The sequence below is a fragment of the Methylotenera sp. genome, from assembly GCF_029945705.1.
GTDB lineage: Bacteria > Pseudomonadota > Gammaproteobacteria > Burkholderiales > Methylophilaceae > Methylotenera.
On record NZ_JAQSDC010000013.1, the window covers coordinates 1 to 17,816 of the forward strand.

Below are 17,816 nucleotides of genomic sequence, written 5' to 3' on the forward strand. Positions count from 1 at the left end.
AATAAAACAATGGGTTAAGAAACATATGGGCTAGTTATCTAGGACAGCCCCTAAACTTATTAAATGACAAGAATATTTTGCGTGGCGGTCTCGCCCAAATTATCATGCCAAGTCACCTCAATCGTGTCGCCAAGTTTGGCGCCTGTCAGTCTAAACGTTAGATACGGATTTTTTGAGATGCCCGTTCCCCATTGCACTTCCAGCACTGTTTTGCCATTTAAAGTGGCCGTGACTAATTGCACAAAATGCGCAGGAATCAATCGATCAAAATCATCCTTTTTGCGCCCAGTTTCCATAGGGTGACTCATTAGCACTTTCACCTCGGTCACTTCACCCTTTAGCTGAGCGCGCATTTTCATGTTATCTGATGCCATAGAAATCCTTAGCCGCAACCATTCTCTAAAACAATCACATTTTTAGCATTCGTAAAATATTGATTACCAGCCTTCACAACCACTTTTACATTCGAAGTTTCCGCCATCTTGATACGCGTCACTACAAAAGGCTCGGCGCCATTGCTAAATTTGAAATGAGCAATGAGTGGCGTTGGATTTTTCTCTACTAAAATAGAAATAGTTTCAGTGTTGGGAATATTGCTTTTGACTTCAACCTGAACAATTGCACCATTTTCAGCTTTATCTGGCACGGTAATCAAAATATCTTGGCTAAACTTTTCGCTGTTAATTTCTAACTTTTTTTCTGCTTCATTTAACTTATTGGTTTCAAATGCAGCCTTATTCCATATTGCAGCAAAGGCAGTTATAGGTGCAATAAAAGCCATAGCAAACGCACCAGATATGAGCTTTACAAAATCTCTACGTTGCATTTTTGCATCCTCATTAACCTTTTTTCACTTCACCTTGCAAACGGCGCAATTCAGTGAGCCGCGCTTCGACAATAGATTTTTGATAAAAATCACCATCATTCGCTTTAACCGCTAGCTCCATTTGCTCAATTGCACGTGCAAGATCGTACTTTCTAAAATAAGCCTCACCTTGTGCTTGATAGCTCAGTAAAAGCTTATTCTGCATAGTATAGGCTTTTGCCAATACATCGTAAAACTGCGCATCATTAGGATACAAACCTTGCTTATCTTTAATCAGTTTAATTGCACTATCAGCTTGTTTAATCGCCAAAAAATGATCTGCGTAACCATAAATCAGTGCCCGATTATCTGGGTACAATTTAAGCGCTGCCGCGTATTGTTCAGCTGCCTGTTGCGGATTATTCTCTACGACTTGCAAGCGTGCACTTAGATTTTCTATCATGGCATGTTGCGGTGCGTACTTTTTCAACCAGGCCACTTCCTTCTCAGCTTGTGGCAAAGCATTTTTACGCAGATAAGCGACCGCTAACCCGTAATGCTCAGCCGCTTCATTGGTATATTTATGTTCACTAATATTTTGCTTAAACACCTCAATATTAGTGTCTGCCGAGCCATTATTGGCAATAATTTTGGCCCGCACGTATTGAAACTCAACGCTATCAGGCACTTGTCTATAACTCATTTGTGACACACGATTTGCAACATCGGCGATACGTTCACTGGTCAGCGGGTGTGTACGCAAAAAGCTAGGCGCACCACCTTCTGCAAAACGCGTACCACGCTGCAAAGTAGTAAAAAATGCGGGCATCGCACGTACATCAAAACCGCCACTATCTAAAATTTGTAAACCAACGCGATCAGCCTCCCGCTCGTGATCACGTGTGTAATCCAATTGATTTTGTATACCGACAGCCGCAGACGTAGTTAGCGCACCACTTGCCAAGTCTGGGTTAGCTCGCGCTACCAGCAATGCTAACGCAATGCCTGCAATGTTTTTAAACGTGTCATATTTTTGCGAAGCCAACATACGCGCCATGTGGTGCTGTGTCACGTGACCAATTTCATGACCCAATACACTGGCGAGTTCAGATTCATTATTTGTGGCTAGTATTAAGCCTGTATGCACACCAACCACACCGCCAGGCATGGCAAACGCGTTAATGGAGTTATCCTGCACCACAAAAAAGTTAAATTTTTGCTGCTTATCACTGCTCGCTGAAACTAATCGATTACCCAAATTATTCAGATAATCAATAATTTCTACATCTTGCACTACCTCGTCACTGGTCGATACATCACGCATAATCTGCTCGCCAATACGCCTTTCATCAAGCGGCGTCAGCACGGTTTGTGAAACATCGCCTAGCTCAGGCAAACTCAAATCAAAGCTTCTTGGCGCTTCATAAGGCTTGCCCGTTAACACAGGTTCGCCATAAGATTGCGCCAACAAATTGGTGGCTAGCGCACTGTTTGTTATCAGCAAAATTGCAATTACAATAGTTTTTAATTTCATTATTGTTATGATAGCTACTTTACGAAGCTAGTTCAGCAGGATTCATAAAAAATCATCCATAAAATAATTATCCGTGGAAAGCAAAAAATGACTCAAGCAGCAAACACCCTTACCCATTTTGACAAAAGTGGTCAAGCGCACATGGTCGATGTTGGTGACAAAGCACACACCAAGCGCATCGCAATTGCCAGCGGTGAAATTACCATGCAAGCTAGTACTTTAGCGCTGATTAAAAGTGGCGATTCAAAAAAAGGTGACGTACTCGGCATCGCAAGAATTGCCGCGATTCAAGGCTCAAAACGCACCTCTGATTTAATCCCGCTTTGCCACCCGATCAGCCTTACAAAAGTAGCCGTTACCTTTGAAATAGATGATAAAAACACGTCCATTATCTGCACTACCACCACCGAAACTACAGGTCAAACGGGCGTAGAAATGGAAGCGCTCACCTCTGTAAGCATAGGCTTACTGACGATTTATGATATGTGCAAAGCGGTGGATAGAGGCATGACAATAGGTAGCATCAAGCTATTGGAAAAGCATGGTGGGAAGTCTGGGGATTGGGTAGCGCCATAGTAAGCAACAACTTACTAACCCTGAAAATTATCTAAGAAAGTGCTCTCGTCCGACTACTGCCCAACTTAAAGAGTAGACAATGGCGTCAATACCTCAGTGTAAAAATAGTAGCTATCACGAACTACCTTCTTTGACTTAGTTTCACCTTCTCTAATAGAGAGTAAGCCCTGATTACAGCTGAATAGCGTCATTGCAATGTTGTGAGGCTTTTAAACTTAGGGCCAAGCCACAGTTCAAAATCATTAATTAGGGTATATAAAACTGGAATAAAGAATAAGCTAAGTACCGTTGAGCTTATTAACCCGCCAACTACAGTGAGTGCCATAGGCGTGCGAAAAGCTGTACCAGCTCCTATACCTAAAATAATAGGCAGCATGCCTGCGATCATCGCTAGTGAAGTCATAACAATTGGGCGCGCGCGCTGATGACATGCAGTGAGAATAGCTTCTTGTAGACTGAGCCCAGTTGCACGATGTTCTACGATAAAATCGACAAGCAAAATGCCATTTTTTGCCACAATACCCATCAACATCAAAATACCGATTACCGAAGGCAATGATAATGAAGCTTGTGCGATAAGTAGAGCCAATAGCGCACCACATACTGAGAGCGGCAATGCAAACATAATGGTTGCTGGCTGAAGTAACGCACGGAAAAGCAATACCAATACCAAGTAGACAATTAATATTCCTGCAATCATCGCAGTGGTAAATGAATCGAACATTTCCGCTAAAAGCTCTGCATCACCCTGATCATAACGTGTTACGCCTTTTGGCAATGATTGCATGATAGGAAGTGCATTAATTTTATCGAGGGCCTGTCCAAGTGTTGCATCATTTAGATCCGCTTCCAAGACAATTTGGCGCTGTTGATCATAGCGGGTAATGCTGGTTGCACCTGCGCCGAGCGCAACATCAGCCACAGCTGAAAGCGGCACCATTGCACCCTGCAGAGTAGGTACCAATAACTGACTTAATATTTCTGGGTCATCCTTTACCTTGTTATTAAGTAAAACGCGAATAGGCACTTGGCGATTGCCCACATTGAGTTTTGCCAAGTTAACTCTTAAATCACCCATGGTAGCAACCCGCACAGCGTCAGAAATATTCTCTACATTGACGCCAAGCCGAGCGGCATCATCGTTGCGCGGGGTGATGGTCAGCTCTGTTCGTGGTAGCGGTGCATTAGAAGAAACATTGCTTAGCTGCTTAAGTTCCAACATTTGCAGTTCTAACGTAGCAGCCGTCTTTTGCAATAAATCAGGGTCATTACTACTTAAGCCTATTGTGACTGCTTTGCTACCATTTTCAGTTAAAAAAGCTATCCGCGTATTTGGCACATCAGCAAGCTTTATAAGCATACTATGTTCAAATGTTTTTGCATCTTGTTCGCGACTGCCTTTTGGCACAAGCTGAATGGTAAGTGTAGCCTGGCGTATCTCGCCCTCTACATTCGTTTCACTATCGGCGCCACCAACTAGTCCAAACACAGATTTAACGTCTTTTTGATTGAGTAATATTTTAGAAATCGTATCAACAGCCTGATTAGTATCAGCAAGCCTTGAACCTGGGGGAAGTTCCACTTTTAATACAGATTGTGATTTATCTTCATCAGGCATAAAACCAGTTGGTAAGAAGCTTACCATCGCGACTGAGCTTACTAGAATGATGACAGCATAGAGCAAAGTTTTTTTTCGATTGCGAAGTGCCTCATTTAATAAACTCATGTAATGTCCAACCCAAGACGCTTCTTCAGGATGAGTATAGGACGGGTTAGTTAAAAAATCTGACTTTGCTGAAGGTCTCACTGGGTTCAGTTTAAGTGGCTTCAGAAAGTAGGCGGCAAGCACTGGCGTAATTAAACGTGCAACAACCAACGAGAAAAATGTGGCAATCGCTACGGTTAAACCAAACTGGCTAAAATACTTACCAACTACGCCTCCCATAAAGCTCACTGGAACAAATACGGCGATAACGACAGCCGTAGTAGCTACCACCGCTAGACCAATTTCATCGGCAGCGTCAATTGCTGCTTGATACGGTGTTTTGCCCATTTGCAAATGACGAATAATATTTTCCATTTCAACAATCGCATCATCTACCAATATTCCAGACACAAGCGATAGCGCAAGCATGCTCACCATGTTGAGCGAAAAGCCAAGCCAATGCATCACCAAAAAAGTAGGAATGACGGACAGTGGAATCACCATTCCAGCAATCCATGTGGCGCGCCAGCTGCGCAGAAACCAATAAACAACCGCTGCAGCCAAGATGGCGCCTTCAATAAAAGACCAAAGTGCCGAGTAGTAGTTTTGTTTGGTATATGATACTTCTGACTGGATGATAGTAAAGGTAATGTCTGGATTTGTTGCAGCAAGTTGTTTAAGTAGTTCATTCACATTTTTTTCAATACTAACTTCACTGGCTGAGCGTGAGCGATAAATTGCAAAAGCAACCACCTGCTGATGGTTTAATTGCGCTAACTGGCGTGGTTCACCTATAGTATCTATCACGTCGCCAATATCATCTAATCTGGCAAATCTATCATCCCCTAACGCAATTTTCATATTAGCTAGCAAGGCTAAGTTGTTATGTGCCCCAGTGACTTTGATTGGTAGTTCTTGCGCTAAATTATCCAGTCGGCCAGCAGACAATGTTTGCGCAGTAAGTCGGATCTGACTATTGACAATGTCAGCTGTAAGACCATAAGCCAGCATTCGGGCAGAGTCTAGTTCAACGTGGACTTCTCTGTCTTGCCCACCCTGGCGCAAAGTTTTTGAGATGCCTTTTGCATTTTGCAAAGTATTAATTACTTGGCTATCTACAAACCATGAGAGCTCCTCTAATGAGCGTGTTTGTGAGCTAACTGCGTAAGTTAGAATCGGGCTATTGTCGCTATCAATACGCTGTATCAAAGGCTCCTCTGCATTGCGTGGAAAAAATCCGCGTATCTCGCTTACTTTATCGCGCACTTTAGAAAGGGCTTGTCCAACCTCAGTACCCGATTGAAACTCTACTTGTGTACTCGATACGCCATCTGTAATGTTAGAAGTGATGTGCTTAATATTGCCAATTGAGGCCAAAGATGACTCTAATCGGCGTGTGACTTGTATTTCAATTTCGCTAGGCGTTGCACTCGGCAGGCTAATAGAAATGTTAACAATTGGTATTTGCACGTCTGGCCAATTGTTAATCGGCAGCTTAAAATATGCTGCCAACCCGCCAAAAACAAGACCAGTAAAAATAATAAACGGAAGCAGTGGTCGCTTAATCGCCCATGAGGAAACACGGAGACTCATCATAATCCTAAACTCATCGTGTGGATAAACTTGAAAAAACTTTTACCGTTTGCCCATCACGTAAAAATGCAGAAAAACGATCTACAACCTGCATTCCAGGTTCAAGACCTTGTGTTACCTCAACTAAACCACCTGCTGTTCTACTACCAGTTTTAATTGAGGCGTTAATCGCCTTATTTTGCGTAATAACATAAACAAATGCAGTGCTGCCCTCGAAGCGAATAGCACTATCAGGCAAGTAAATACCCTTTTTTCCTTTTGTTAAAATACTGACATGGGCCGTCTGACCGATGGTTGCTTTTGGTTGCTTATCAAAAGCGATTCGTACTTTTGCTGTTTGGTTTTGACGGTCAATTTTAGAGGAAATATGGCGTATTTTACCTGCGTAAATTGTGCTATCGCCTGTTAATTCGACTTTTGTACTTAAATCAGATTTTAGTTGTGCTACTTCCGAACTAGAAGCAGACAACTCAACCTCAAGTAAGTTATCGCGCAATACTACAAATAGCGGATCAGCCGACTGAGCTAAAGAGAGACCAACTCGGGCTTTACTCTCAATAATGGTGCCTGAGACAGGCGCACTAATCGTTGCTTGTTTCAAATGCACTTCGGTTTCTGCTAATTGCCCACGGCTTAGATCTAAATCGGCTTGTGCGATACCTAAGTTATTGTGAGCGGCCTTAAGTCTGGCTTCGGCTAAACGCTCAGCTGTAACGCGTTGCTCAATAACCTCGCCAGAAAGCAATCCTGTCTCAGCAATTGCTTGCGCGCGTTGCTTTTCAGCTTTAGCCTGATCGTATTGCGCTTTTGATTCTTCTACCATGGTTTCTTGTTGTGCAACTGATTGTGTTGCGTGTTGCACAGTGGCCTCTTGCTGCAACTTTTGCGTTTTGATGACAGCGGTATCAATGTAGGCAAGTACTTGTCCCGCTTTAACACTTTGACCTTCATCCGCACTAACTTGAATGACTCTACCTTGACCCAGCTCACTATAAATAGGAACCTCTTCTCGACCAACAATGGGACCAGAAAAACTCAGTTGATTCGCAATAGTTTGGTAATTGACGGTAATTACGGAAACTGTCACAGTTTGTTCAGGATTTGATTTTGCAGGTGTTGCTTTGCTATACGAGTGTAAAACAAAATAAACAACTAATACTAAAGCTACTAGCCAAACTAATGCATAGCGCTTGAAAATCTGTTTTACTTTCAAATCCATAATTCCCCTTACGTACGCAAATATTCTTATATACATTCCTAAATGCAATTTAGGTGCATTGCAGCGGCATGTTACTTATAGACTTGAACCATTTCCGAATGATTTATTAACCAATGCAAATGCGTTCAACCAAGCGACCTTTGTATCAATCGCTTGTAATTCTTGCTCTAGCACTTTAATTTCAATGTTTAATAATTCTGGCCTGCTAAGATAACCTGCATTATACGCTGCCTGAATCTTTCCAGACTTCTGACGCAAAAGAGTTAATTCTTTTTCGGTTCGAGTTTGGCGCCGCTCTGCCACATTGAAGTTCGCAAGCGCATCCTCCGTTTCCTCTATCGCAATTAAAACCGTTTCTTGATAAGCAAGAACAGCCTCCCGAAGTTTAGCTTCGCGCGCATTCACAATTTGACGTGCTAAGCCCCAATCTACAATAGGAAGCCGAATGGATGGCGCTAAAAATGTAATTGACTGTGATGAACGACTTGAGCCAGAAAGGTTACCTGCTAGCATGAGTGCGCCCTCTAAATTGAGTTTTGGATAAAGGTCCGCGCGTGCGATGCCTAAATCCCCAGCAGCGGACATTACAAGCGACTCCGCTCGTTGTACGTCTGGTCTAATTTGTATCAACTTAGCAGGTAAAGTGAGTGCAGGCTTATCAGCGCGGGAAATTACCCAAGGGCTGTCACCTAAATCCAACCAACTTGGTAAAGGAGTAGCCAGGCCGCATAGAACACGCAGTCGCTGCAAAGAGGATTCACTCAGCATAAAAGCATTGAGTTTTGCATCCTCTGCATCAGCTAAAGCTTTACGTGATAAATCCTGGTCACTTTCCGCCAACAAACCTACTTCTTTGCCTTTTTTGGTCAGTTCGCTTAAGTTTTCGTAATTCAACATGACAGTGTCAAAATGATGCAGCTTTTCTTGCGAGGCTCTTAAATCACCATAAGCACGAATGACTTCCACAACAATATTGTTTTTAGCTAAATGAATATCAGTTGTGGCGGTTTTGATATTGGCACTTGTTAATTTACGTTGCGCATCTCCAAGCCCAAAAATGGGGATTTCCCAGATTAAATCAAAACCAGCAATAAAAGCGCCAGAGGTTCTTACAATAGACTGATCTGCGCTTACTGTTTTGCTTGGACGCGACAAGCTATCGGGGCCTGCCATGAAACCTACTTGTGGCTTCATTGTTGCTTCTGTGGAGTGCTGGAAAGCTTCGGCTGCTTTTAATCGCTCCTTCGCTTGACCTAGCGTGAAATTTTGTTTTAATGCAAGTGCAATCGCATCATTCAAGACATCGTCACTGAGTAACAACCACCAGTCTTTTTGAGCCGCATCAACATCTGGTTCATTAGTTGCATTTCGCCAATGAGTTGGCGTTGGTGCTTTGAGTTCGGGGTTTATTGGAGCTAAACATGAAGTAAGTGCGACGGCACTTATCATGGCAAGTAACTTGCGCCAAAGCTGATATTGGTGAAACATCCAAACCCCAGTAAGATGTAATTAAAATATTATACAGAGGTTAGTAGTAGCGGACAAAGCGAACGTTGAAATTAGCTTAGCTTTGAGGGCTTACAATTTTGGATTATGTTGTGGGTAAGCCTTCAGGTAAATAGCCAAATCTTCATCTAAGGTGTTCCAGTTAATGGTCTTGGCGACAGTTTTAAAAATTTGATGAATTAACCAATTTTGGTGTTTGCAGTAATTAGTGAGCGGCACCATTTCATTTCCTAGTTCAATTTTTGGCGCATAACCTGTCTGACCACTTTGAATAGATTTGGCTCCCACGCTATACGACCATTCAACAGCTACTTCCCATAATTTGAAATAAACGAACCATTCTTTTGGCAGGGTGTAGTCAATACCAATAAATTTGTTAATCACATGATCACCCAAGTGGAAGCACAGCATAAATGCTGCAATTTTTTTTGTTTCACGGTTGCGCATAATGACATAATGCGCTCGTTCATCAGCTGAAATTAATTCAAAAAAAAGATGGTTTAATTGCTCAAATTTTGTACCACCTTTTTCATACGTTTGCCAAAAGAGCGTAAAAATTTCATGGATGATTGCTGGGTTAGGGTTCTTAACGACTTCAGTGTCCAGTGGCGCTAGGGCGGCTTGTTTAAGCTTTTTATTGAGTTTGCTGCGGCGTGAGGATTTAAGCGAGCTGAGATAGCCTTGTTTATCTTTTCCTACTAACGCTAAATCCGTTCCTGGGAAACTGACTAATGAAAATAATCCATTCTCTTTAGCTACTTGAGTCAAAGCACTTTTATGTTCGTTTGAAAAATCCTTCCATACACGCATCGGTGCTTTTAGCGCACTTGCCTTAAGCTGCATTGCTGCATTTATTGCAGTCAATATTTCTTGCGTATTTATATCCCCCAAAATGCCAATACGGCCTTCGTCGCTACAAGGTGAGCCCATGAAGAAGGTACGTTGATACAATAGCGATGAGGAAACCTTGCCTAGAATATTAAAAATAGGGAGTAAGACTGGAGGCACTACAAGATTAATTGGCACATTCATTACGAATGCTGGTGCAATCGCAATTGGCTTATCGTCAAGATAGACTAGACCATATAAAAAAGTAAATTGATTGTTTAGCTGAGCATCTTCAAGTGCGGCATACCACCAGCGGCCTTCATAAGGCACTTTGAAACAAGCTTCCCACAATTGTTCTGGAATATCTTTGTAAGAGTTTAACCAATCGACTTTAAGCATATTGAAGGAGTATTTGTTGAATTTGTAAGAAATCTTGCTCGCGCATCCATTGGCTATTGCTAATAATCAAACCTCTTGCTGCAAAATCCTGCGCGTTAGGTGTGTTTGATTGTTGAAAGTGCGACTTCAGATAATCATAATCTGAAATAGCGTGTATAAACAATCTACCCACACCTAAGCCTTGCTGCCAAAGTGACTTTAAAGCAGCATCGCGTACTTGTTCACTAGGCATTAATACATAGATAAAGGGATACGTATCGACGTGGTCATTAGTTTGACATACGACTATTAACCCTTTGATTTTTTTTAGCTGCTGGATGCGCTGTTGTGCTTGTATTTGCGATTGTTTTAAGAAAATTGGTAAGCGTGCTAGCGCATTTGCTCCGATATTTTTGCGCCAAGCGCTAACCTTATGAATGGGAAACTTAAATGCGCAATCGTCACCTACCGCTTTAATCATATTGCCTTGTAATAAATGACGGCGCAATGGCAAACCGAACACCCACTTGATACCCAATGGGCGATAAAATAGATAATAACCAACCAGTTCAATGATTCTTTTGGTCTCGCTTAGTAAGTTATTATGCGCATGCTCTGTACTTGTTTCACGCAAAGCCTTTCTAAGAGATTCGTCTTTAGCCACTAAAACGCCACCAGCAAAAATCGTTAATCCTTTACCTACTCCTAAGCTATAAAAGCCAATATCGCAAACTGTACCTGCCGCTTTATAGTTAAACTGTTTGCCAAAGCGTGCGCCTAGTGACTGCGCGGCATCTTCTATCAGATAGGAGCCCTGCTGTTTGGCAAGTTTCAATATCTCGCCCAAGTTAGAGGCAACGTGTCCACCTAAATGCGTCACGACAACTGCCAGAGTATCTTGGTTAATGGACTTAACTAGTGCATCAGGACAATACTCGAAAGTATTCTTTTTAGTATCACAAACCACAGGCGTTAACCCGCAATAGATCACCGCTATTGGCACCCAAGGGCAGGTGTAAGCGCTTATAATGACCGTTTGACGGGCACTACTCTTTTTGAGTGCGAGCAGTGCAATGGTAAGCGCTGCTGTGCCAGAGCATTCTATTTGGGTTGTAGGTGTGTTAAGAAAAGAGGCTAGACTAGACTCTAAACTTTTTTTACTTGGGAGGACATCTTTACAGCTCAGTGTTAGCCCAGCCGTAGGCGGAACTTCTCGAAGTCGGTTAATCATGATCCGATTTGGATTCACTTAAACTTAAGAACACGATACCAGCCACAATACACAAAGCGCCGAATATTTGCATGACATTAAGCTTTTCACCAAAATAGATACTTGAGATGATCAGTACAAATACAATCTCTAAGTGTGAGGCGGCAAAAGCTGGGCCTACAGGTGCATGTTTGAGTAGCGTCATCCAAGCAACAAATGCACCTAAATAACCAACTACGGCGCCGTAAATCCAAGGATTTTTAAATACCTCTATCAGCCAGCTCCATTCAAGTACAAATCCGCCAGCATGCGTTGAGGATAGCTTAAACGACACTTGCGTGAGTGTGTCGAACAGGATGAGTATGCCAAAACCTATACTGTAGAAATAGACTTTATTCATGCATAAATCCCCACGAGCAAAACGCCAAGTGTAATCAAACTAATGCCAATAATACGATTTCGATCTAACTTCTCTTTAAATATAATTTTACCCGCAATAACAATGGAAACCATATTGATTGCGCCTAATAGCACGCCTTGAGAGAGTGACAAAACAGATAAAAAGGCGAGCCAAACCACAAACTCTAAGCAAAAACATACAATCCCTATCCATATTGGTATTGACGAAAGCATGTCTTTCCAACGTCCTAGCTCGGTTTCATTATCAGTGACGGCTGCGCGTTTTAAAGCAATGTGCCCTACCGTATCAAGGGTTACATTAAGTATCCATATGAAAATAGCTAGAGAGGTCAAAATAGAATATTGAGCATCAACATTAATTAAATTTCAAAAACAATTAGTGATCGTTAATTTTACTTAAAATAATGACGCCACTTGTGCCCCCAAATGCAAATGAGTTTGACATAACATGTTGTATGTTATCGACTTTTCTTGATACATTTGGCACGTAATCCAAGTCACATTCTGGGTCAGGCTCAGCTAGATTAATCGTAGGTGGCAACTGGTTGTTGGTGAGGGCTAAAGTTGCCGCCACCAACTCTACCGCCCCTGTTGCACCCATTAAATGCCCATGCATAGATTTTGTTGAGCTCACAGGTATTTTATAAGCATACTCACCAAATATTTTTTTAATTGCAGCGGTTTCGGTGGCATCATTAAGTAGCGTACCAGTGCCGTGTGCATTAATGTAATCAATTTTTTCAGGCGCTAAATTGGCATTCTCAAGTGCAGCTTGCATAGCCCTAGCTTGACCTTCTACACTAGGCTGCGTGATATGTGCACCATCGTTGGTAGTGCCGTAGCCAGTGATCTCTGCGTAAATTCTTGCGCCACGGGCTTTGGCATATTCTAATTCTTCTAAAACAAATACAGCAGCACCTTCACCTAAAACTAGGCCTGTGCGATTTTTGGAAAACGGTTTGCTTGAGCATGCCGGGTCAACTTCATCTGGTTTAGCTAAGGTGCGCAGTGCCTCCCACGCTTTAATACTGCCAAAAGTCAGCAAGGCTTCTGTACCGCCCGCAAACATTACATCGCAATACCCCTGCTGGATTTGTCTGTAAGCTTCACCAATGGCGATTGTAGAGGATGAGCAAGCGGTAGTGAAGGTAAGATTGGGGCCACAAAGCTGAAAATGCATTGCAATTTGTGAGCCAGCAGCACTATTCATTGCCATTAATACAGTAAATGGTTTTAAACGACTTTGGTTTTCTTTGTAAAGCCGTATATAGCCATCTTCAGTAGATTTAGCTCCACCCATGCCAGTGCCTATATAGCAACCAGTTCGGTTTAAATCATCATCAGATAGCGCTAGATTGGCATCAATGGCGGCTTGTTGAGCAGAATATAGCGCGAACTGGCTAACATTATCCATCAACGCAAGCTGCTGTTTAGTAAAGTGTTGCGTACCATCAAAGTTAGCTTGAGCAGCAATTTTGCAATCGAGTGAGTCGACAAAATCAGCTTTAATTAGACCTATACCAGATTTACCTTGCGTGATATTGCTGAAAAATTCGTCAGGTGTATTGCCAAGTGGAGAAACAATGCCGATGCCCGTGATAACAACACGGCGCAAGTGAGAATTAGCCATATTTTATTTCGCAGATGCGATTTTCTCAGCCAATAATTTGTCGAACAAACTGGCTACATCCTGAATGGTAGTAACGTTCACCTGATCGTTAGGCACTTTAATGCCAAATTTATCTTCCGCATCAAAAATAATGTCAAAAGTGTCAAGAGAGTCAAGCCCAACATCGGTTAACGTACTTTCAGGTTGAATGGTAGCAGGGTCAATTTCCAACTTTTTGGCAATCATCCCTTTTACAACTTCAAATGTATTTTCCATAACTTTCCCTAGTTTTTATTTTAAGCTAACTTTTGTGCGGGTGCTTGTGTGACTATATTAGCAAAACCTTTGCAAAAACTGACTACGCGCAGCGCGATATCGTCTTTGCGTTTATCCAGCGTTAGTACATGGTAGGTGTCGTCAATATACATCGTTTCTACATGAGTAGAGGCAATGTTTTTTTCTACATAATATGCGTTTTCCAAACTTGCCATGTCGTCTTCTGTTGAATGCACAATCAATGCTGGTGTGGTGACTTCTGCCAAGCAGTTACGCGCAGCTTTAATTAAGCGTGTGCTTTCAAGAATCACCGTTGCGGGCGTCTTAAAATAGCCTATTTTATCTGCTGCTTTTGAGTCTTTGTTTTCAAGCACAGCAGCCACCATCGCGCGTGTTCTTTCACATTTAATGCCATAGGGTGCAGTTTCTTCCCAATGCAAGAAGTGTTTTAGTGGTGTGTATAGGGCAATAGGCAGTAGAAATGTTTGCTTAAACCAAGAGACATTCCAGCCGTCATAAAAAAATGTGGTAGAAAGCAAAATCACACCAGCAACTTGCGTTTTTCTTTTGGACGCAACCAACAATGCAATTAACGCGCCCATCGACAAACCTGCAATAAATACCTGCTCGTATTCGCCGCGCAGTGCATCAAACGCGGCTTCGATAGACTGGTACCAATCCTGCCATTTTGTAGCTTGTAAGGCTTCAATGGTGGCACAATGACCCGCAAGCTCTGGGCAGGCCACTGTCAAACCTTTGCGCGACATCACTCGGCCGAAGTGCTTCATCTCTGCAGGTGTGCCAGTGAGGCCATGAATAAGCAAAACTGCAGTGTCACCTTTACGCTCAATAAAGCCGTTTGGTCCCAATAAATCATCAATTTTTGTTGCCATTTTTTACTCTGCTCCGCACCTGCGCAACAACATTTCAAACAAGTGAATACCCAAATCAATTTCCTCTTCAGAAATCAATAAGTTAGGTGCAAGTGTAATTACATTTTTTTGATAACCGCCGATATCTAGCACTAAGCCATACTTTTTATCGCCTACCAGCAAATCGCCTTTTAAACCTTCGTTGAACATGCGGTCAGCAAGCTCACGGCTAGCGGTGTAGCCATCTTTTTCGCATAACTCAATGCGAAGTGCAAGACCAAGACCACTCACATCGCCAACAACTTTCCAGCGTGACTTAAGCGCTTGAATTTGTTTTAAGAAGTAAGCACCAGTTTTATTGACTTGTGCACCAAAATCTTCTTCTTGAGTCATCTTCATGACTTCAAGTGCGACTGCCGTACCCATTGGGTTAGAGGCAAAAGTTGAGTGAGTTGATCCTGGAGGAAATTTCTCTGGAGAAATCAATTCCTCGCGCGCCCAAATGCCAGACAGTGGATTTAAACCGTTGGTAATCGCTTTGCCGAACACGAAAATATCAGGCACGATGCCAAAGTTTTCCCATGACCACAATTTACCAGTGCGATAGACACCCATTTGAATTTCATCTGCCACTAGCAAAATATTGCGCTTTTTAAGTGAGGCCTGCAGTTTTTCCATGTAGCCATCAGGCGGAATGATGTAACCGCCTGTACCTTGCATAGGCTCAATATAAAACGCACCAAATTCAGATTCTTTCGCCTTTGTATCCCACACAGATTGATACTCTGTTTCGAACAGTTTTTCGAATTGTTTATGGCAATAAGTATCGCAAGTTTCCACTTTCATGTCGTAAGGGCAGCGATAGCAATAAGGATAAGGTACAAACTCAGCACGATCAGCAAAATTACCAAAACGGCGGCGATAGCGGAAGCTTGAAGTAATTGCAGAGGCGCCCAGTGTGCGGCCATGGTAGCCGCCCATAAAGGCAAATTGATGGGTTTTACCAGTGTGGTTACGCACCACTTTAAGTGAATCCTCTACCGCCTGCGCACCTCCTACGTTAAAGTGCACACGGCCTTTTACACCGTACTTTTCTTCCATATATTTACAGATAATCTCTGCCAAATCGACCTTTTCTTTATGCAAATACTGACTAGCCAATTGTGGCAGTGTATCAATTTGCTTATGCATAGTATCGGCTAAACGTTTGTTTTTATAACCAAAATTAACTGCCGAATACCACATCTGCCAATCTAAATAAGCTGTGCCATTTTCATCGAACAGAAAGCTACCTTCGCAGTTTTCAAATACTTTTGGTGGATCCGCATAGTTGACAGTATCGCCATGTGAGCAATATTTATCGTTTTTTTCTAGAATTTCGATGATTTTTCTATTGGTTATTTTTTCGGTCATAATAATTTATCTTTTATTAAATTTAAGCGAGTTTGTTGGATACTGTTTGCGTCTGTTCCAAAGGCCATTTTTTTACAATAGCCAATACATCCGCGAAGGTTTGGAACTTGTGGTGTTTGATGTCATTTTTTTCGCAATGCTTAATTAGCGAGCCTTTGGCAAACACAATATCAGCCATGCCAGAAATACAAGCATCAGACTTACCATCACCAATCAACACTATTGGCCCCAACGCGTCTACAGCAAGTTCACGTGCCACTGCACACTTACACATACCATTGCCGCCTTTGCAGTCGGCTTTAATACGTGGGAAACTCATGTTAATGCCACTAGTTGTAAAGCTTAAGTGGTTTGAATAAACTGGGATTTCTGGCCAACCAGCGTTTTTAGTGGCGACTTTAATCGCATGGTCAAGCCCATCACTCGCGATAACTAACTTAGCAAATTGCGTTACATGCTTGTAGAATGGTAAGAAACTAGCATCCAACTGAATGCCGCGAAAAAAATTCTCGAGCGAGATATTATCGGTCTCTACCATATCGATTTGGCGAGACATGCACTCTACCGCTGTAATCTTTCCATCTAACCATTCTTGCTCGATGTCCTCCCAATTTTGGGTCGGTGTAGACACCGCAAATTGCTCCAACATGGCGTCTATAGTATCTTTTACAGAAATCGTACCATCAAAATCTACAATAAAAAGCATAGCTCTCCCTTTTCAATGAATTACACTATACCTATATTTGCTTACAAAATTCTTACTAAAAAATAAATGCGTTCAGTCAGGTCGATGTTTTCAACATTAGCAGCAATCTCACTTCGGAGTAATTTGGTGCGCTCATTTGATATAGAGTATGCTTAAATGTAGCTTTGCTTGAATGTTGCCCTGGACTTTACCCGCAATCCTAAATCAAAACAGATTGAGGAAATTCAAAAACTGACGCACGAAGGGTTAATTGAAATGAAAAATCCATCCGCAAGCTTAAATCTCCACTCTTCCGATAGCTCTTTAATTAAATAGCATTTAGTTAAAGGTAAAATTTAAATTATTAAATTTAATCAATCACTTATGCATATTTAAGTATAATATAATTTAATTGTTCTATTAAAAGATTAGAGTCTAAAACATATTTTAAGGGTGAGCATGAGAGTGCTATTGGTTGAAGATGATGAAGTATTAGGCGACGCGCTTAACCAATCATTAATAAACGCTGGCTATGCGGTTGATTGGGCAAAAGATGGTCGATACGCAGATCATGCTTTACATGACCAAGTATATGACGCGGTCGTATTAGATTTAGGGCTGCCAATCATGGATGGCCTGACCGTGCTACTAAGATTGAGACAACGAAAGATTGAAATACCCGTATTAATTCTTTCTGCACGAGATGGGCTTGATGATCGTATTAAAGCACTTGATATTGGGGCAGATGATTACCTCACAAAGCCTTTTAAATTAAGAGAGCTTGAAGCTCGGTTAAGAGCGCTGATAAGAAGAGCTAATAGTAATACTAGCAATTTTATTAATGCAGGTGCACTAATATTAAATACCAGTGAACGTATTATCAGCGCCAATGGCAAAATGATTGTACTTTCTAAAAGAGAATTTGGTGTGCTAGAGCTTTTAATGCTCAGAAACGGTCGCGTCGTTAGTAAAGAAGCCTTGATTGAAAACTTGTATAACTGGTCTGAAGAGGTCAGTACAAATGCGATTGAGGTTTACATTTTTCGTGTTAGAAAAAAATTAGAGCCATATAACATCCGTATTAACAATATAAGTGGCTTGGGCTATATGTTAGAAAACCCACCGTTAGAAACAGCCAAAAATGAATAAAGTGTATTCAATTCGTAGCCAACTACTTAAATGGTTAC

17 protein-coding genes are annotated in these 17,816 nt (G+C 41.9%); 2 read left to right on the forward strand and 15 right to left on the reverse strand.

The genetic code is table 11. The features are described from left to right. Positions 1-59: 59 nt before the first annotated feature. The 3 genes from soxZ to PSU78_RS03940 are packed head-to-tail and all read right to left on the reverse strand — an operon-like array spanning position 60 to position 2,339. The gene (gene soxZ / locus PSU78_RS03930) at positions 60-374 is read right to left on the reverse strand and encodes a thiosulfate oxidation carrier complex protein SoxZ (protein WP_300384588.1); all 315 of its coding nucleotides are present in this window, start codon (positions 372-374) and stop codon (positions 60-62) included. 8 nt (positions 375-382) lie between these two features. Continuing rightward, on the reverse strand, positions 383-826 hold the full coding sequence (soxY, locus tag PSU78_RS03935) for a thiosulfate oxidation carrier protein SoxY (protein WP_300384591.1): 444 nt from the start codon (positions 824-826) through the stop codon (positions 383-385). A 13-nt stretch (positions 827-839) separates the two neighbouring features. Continuing rightward, positions 840-2,339 carry a M48 family metalloprotease gene (locus tag PSU78_RS03940; protein WP_300384596.1) on the reverse strand — a complete coding sequence of 500 codons (1,500 nt, stop codon included), beginning with the start codon at positions 2,337-2,339 and terminating at the stop codon, positions 840-842. 87 nt (positions 2,340-2,426) lie between these two features. Between PSU78_RS03940 and moaC the strand changes: the two genes are divergently transcribed. Next, positions 2,427-2,915: a cyclic pyranopterin monophosphate synthase MoaC gene (gene moaC, locus PSU78_RS03945; RefSeq protein ID WP_300384600.1), complete on the forward strand. Its 489-nt coding sequence runs from the start codon at positions 2,427-2,429 to the stop codon at positions 2,913-2,915. A gap of 187 nt (positions 2,916-3,102) precedes the next feature. Here moaC and PSU78_RS03950 read toward each other — a convergent pair whose 3' ends face one another. From PSU78_RS03950 to PSU78_RS04005, 12 genes are all read right to left on the reverse strand, one after another. Beyond that, positions 3,103-6,216 carry an efflux RND transporter permease subunit gene (locus PSU78_RS03950; protein ID WP_300384603.1) on the reverse strand — a complete coding sequence of 1,038 codons (3,114 nt, stop codon included), beginning with the start codon at positions 6,214-6,216 and terminating at the stop codon, positions 3,103-3,105. Between the two features lie 10 nt (positions 6,217-6,226). Continuing rightward, positions 6,227-7,432 carry an efflux RND transporter periplasmic adaptor subunit gene (locus PSU78_RS03955; RefSeq protein WP_300384606.1) on the reverse strand — a complete coding sequence of 402 codons (1,206 nt, stop codon included), beginning with the start codon at positions 7,430-7,432 and terminating at the stop codon, positions 6,227-6,229. A 75-nt stretch (positions 7,433-7,507) separates the two neighbouring features. Next, on the reverse strand, positions 7,508-8,881 hold the full coding sequence (locus PSU78_RS03960; RefSeq protein WP_300384609.1) for a TolC family protein: 1,374 nt from the start codon (positions 8,879-8,881) through the stop codon (positions 7,508-7,510). Between the two features lie 129 nt (positions 8,882-9,010). Beyond that, the gene (locus tag PSU78_RS03965; RefSeq protein WP_300384613.1) at positions 9,011-10,165 is read right to left on the reverse strand and encodes a peptidogalycan biosysnthesis protein; all 1,155 of its coding nucleotides are present in this window, start codon (positions 10,163-10,165) and stop codon (positions 9,011-9,013) included. Further along, positions 10,158-11,375 carry a DegT/DnrJ/EryC1/StrS family aminotransferase gene (locus tag PSU78_RS03970; RefSeq protein ID WP_300384618.1) on the reverse strand — a complete coding sequence of 406 codons (1,218 nt, stop codon included), beginning with the start codon at positions 11,373-11,375 and terminating at the stop codon, positions 10,158-10,160. The genes PSU78_RS03965 and PSU78_RS03970 overlap by 8 nt, the downstream gene beginning before the upstream one ends. Next, positions 11,368-11,754 carry a multidrug efflux SMR transporter gene (locus PSU78_RS03975; protein ID WP_300384621.1) on the reverse strand — a complete coding sequence of 129 codons (387 nt, stop codon included), beginning with the start codon at positions 11,752-11,754 and terminating at the stop codon, positions 11,368-11,370. The genes PSU78_RS03970 and PSU78_RS03975 overlap by 8 nt, the downstream gene beginning before the upstream one ends. Then, complete coding sequence (locus PSU78_RS03980; protein WP_300384623.1) at positions 11,751-12,107, reverse strand: EamA family transporter; 357 nt, start codon at positions 12,105-12,107, stop codon at positions 11,751-11,753. Before PSU78_RS03980 ends, PSU78_RS03975 begins: the two co-directional genes overlap by 4 nt. 43 nt (positions 12,108-12,150) lie before the next feature. Next, positions 12,151-13,404, reverse strand: coding sequence for a beta-ketoacyl synthase (locus PSU78_RS03985; RefSeq protein WP_300384626.1), 1,254 nt, complete (start codon positions 13,402-13,404; stop codon positions 12,151-12,153). Positions 13,405-13,407: 3 nt separating this feature from the next. Further along, a complete protein-coding gene (locus tag PSU78_RS03990) occupies positions 13,408-13,659 on the reverse strand; it encodes an acyl carrier protein (protein WP_300384629.1) in 252 nt (83 codons plus the stop codon). 20 nt (positions 13,660-13,679) lie between these two features. Then, positions 13,680-14,552: an alpha/beta fold hydrolase gene (locus PSU78_RS03995; protein WP_300384632.1), complete on the reverse strand. Its 873-nt coding sequence runs from the start codon at positions 14,550-14,552 to the stop codon at positions 13,680-13,682. A gap of 3 nt (positions 14,553-14,555) precedes the next feature. Continuing rightward, positions 14,556-15,944, reverse strand: a complete 1,389-nt coding sequence (locus tag PSU78_RS04000; RefSeq protein WP_300384635.1) for an aminotransferase class III-fold pyridoxal phosphate-dependent enzyme — start codon at positions 15,942-15,944, stop codon at positions 14,556-14,558. Between the two features lie 22 nt (positions 15,945-15,966). Then, complete coding sequence (locus PSU78_RS04005; RefSeq protein ID WP_300384638.1) at positions 15,967-16,650, reverse strand: HAD-IB family phosphatase; 684 nt, start codon at positions 16,648-16,650, stop codon at positions 15,967-15,969. A 438-nt stretch (positions 16,651-17,088) separates the two neighbouring features. On the opposite strand from PSU78_RS04005, the gene PSU78_RS04010 reads away from it, so the two are divergent. Beyond that, positions 17,089-17,778, forward strand: a complete 690-nt coding sequence (locus tag PSU78_RS04010) for a response regulator (protein ID WP_300384641.1) — start codon at positions 17,089-17,091, stop codon at positions 17,776-17,778. Positions 17,779-17,816 lie beyond the last annotated feature (38 nt).

What these genes read in the sequence shown, in the direction of transcription:
- PSU78_RS03985 (WP_300384626.1), bottom strand. Translation starts at nt 13,404, where the DNA reads ATGGCTAATTCTCACTTGCGCCGTGTTGTTATCACGGGCATCGGCATT.
- PSU78_RS03940 (WP_300384596.1), bottom strand. Translation starts at nt 2,339, where the DNA reads ATGAAATTAAAAACTATTGTAATTGCAATTTTGCTGATAACAAACAGT.
- PSU78_RS04005 (WP_300384638.1), bottom strand. Translation starts at nt 16,650, where the DNA reads ATGCTTTTTATTGTAGATTTTGATGGTACGATTTCTGTAAAAGATACT.
- PSU78_RS04000 (WP_300384635.1), bottom strand. Translation starts at nt 15,944, where the DNA reads ATGACCGAAAAAATAACCAATAGAAAAATCATCGAAATTCTAGAAAAA.
- PSU78_RS04010 (WP_300384641.1), top strand. Translation starts at nt 17,089, where the DNA reads ATGAGAGTGCTATTGGTTGAAGATGATGAAGTATTAGGCGACGCGCTT.
- soxY (WP_300384591.1), bottom strand. Translation starts at nt 826, where the DNA reads ATGCAACGTAGAGATTTTGTAAAGCTCATATCTGGTGCGTTTGCTATG.
- PSU78_RS03950 (WP_300384603.1), bottom strand. Translation starts at nt 6,216, where the DNA reads ATGATGAGTCTCCGTGTTTCCTCATGGGCGATTAAGCGACCACTGCTT.
- PSU78_RS03955 (WP_300384606.1), bottom strand. Translation starts at nt 7,432, where the DNA reads ATGGATTTGAAAGTAAAACAGATTTTCAAGCGCTATGCATTAGTTTGG.
- PSU78_RS03990 (WP_300384629.1), bottom strand. Translation starts at nt 13,659, where the DNA reads ATGGAAAATACATTTGAAGTTGTAAAAGGGATGATTGCCAAAAAGTTG.
- PSU78_RS03965 (WP_300384613.1), bottom strand. Translation starts at nt 10,165, where the DNA reads ATGCTTAAAGTCGATTGGTTAAACTCTTACAAAGATATTCCAGAACAA.
- PSU78_RS03975 (WP_300384621.1), bottom strand. Translation starts at nt 11,754, where the DNA reads ATGAATAAAGTCTATTTCTACAGTATAGGTTTTGGCATACTCATCCTG.
- PSU78_RS03995 (WP_300384632.1), bottom strand. Translation starts at nt 14,552, where the DNA reads ATGGCAACAAAAATTGATGATTTATTGGGACCAAACGGCTTTATTGAG.
- PSU78_RS03960 (WP_300384609.1), bottom strand. Translation starts at nt 8,881, where the DNA reads ATGATAAGTGCCGTCGCACTTACTTCATGTTTAGCTCCAATAAACCCC.
- PSU78_RS03970 (WP_300384618.1), bottom strand. Translation starts at nt 11,375, where the DNA reads ATGATTAACCGACTTCGAGAAGTTCCGCCTACGGCTGGGCTAACACTG.
- moaC (WP_300384600.1), top strand. Translation starts at nt 2,427, where the DNA reads ATGACTCAAGCAGCAAACACCCTTACCCATTTTGACAAAAGTGGTCAA.
- soxZ (WP_300384588.1), bottom strand. Translation starts at nt 374, where the DNA reads ATGGCATCAGATAACATGAAAATGCGCGCTCAGCTAAAGGGTGAAGTG.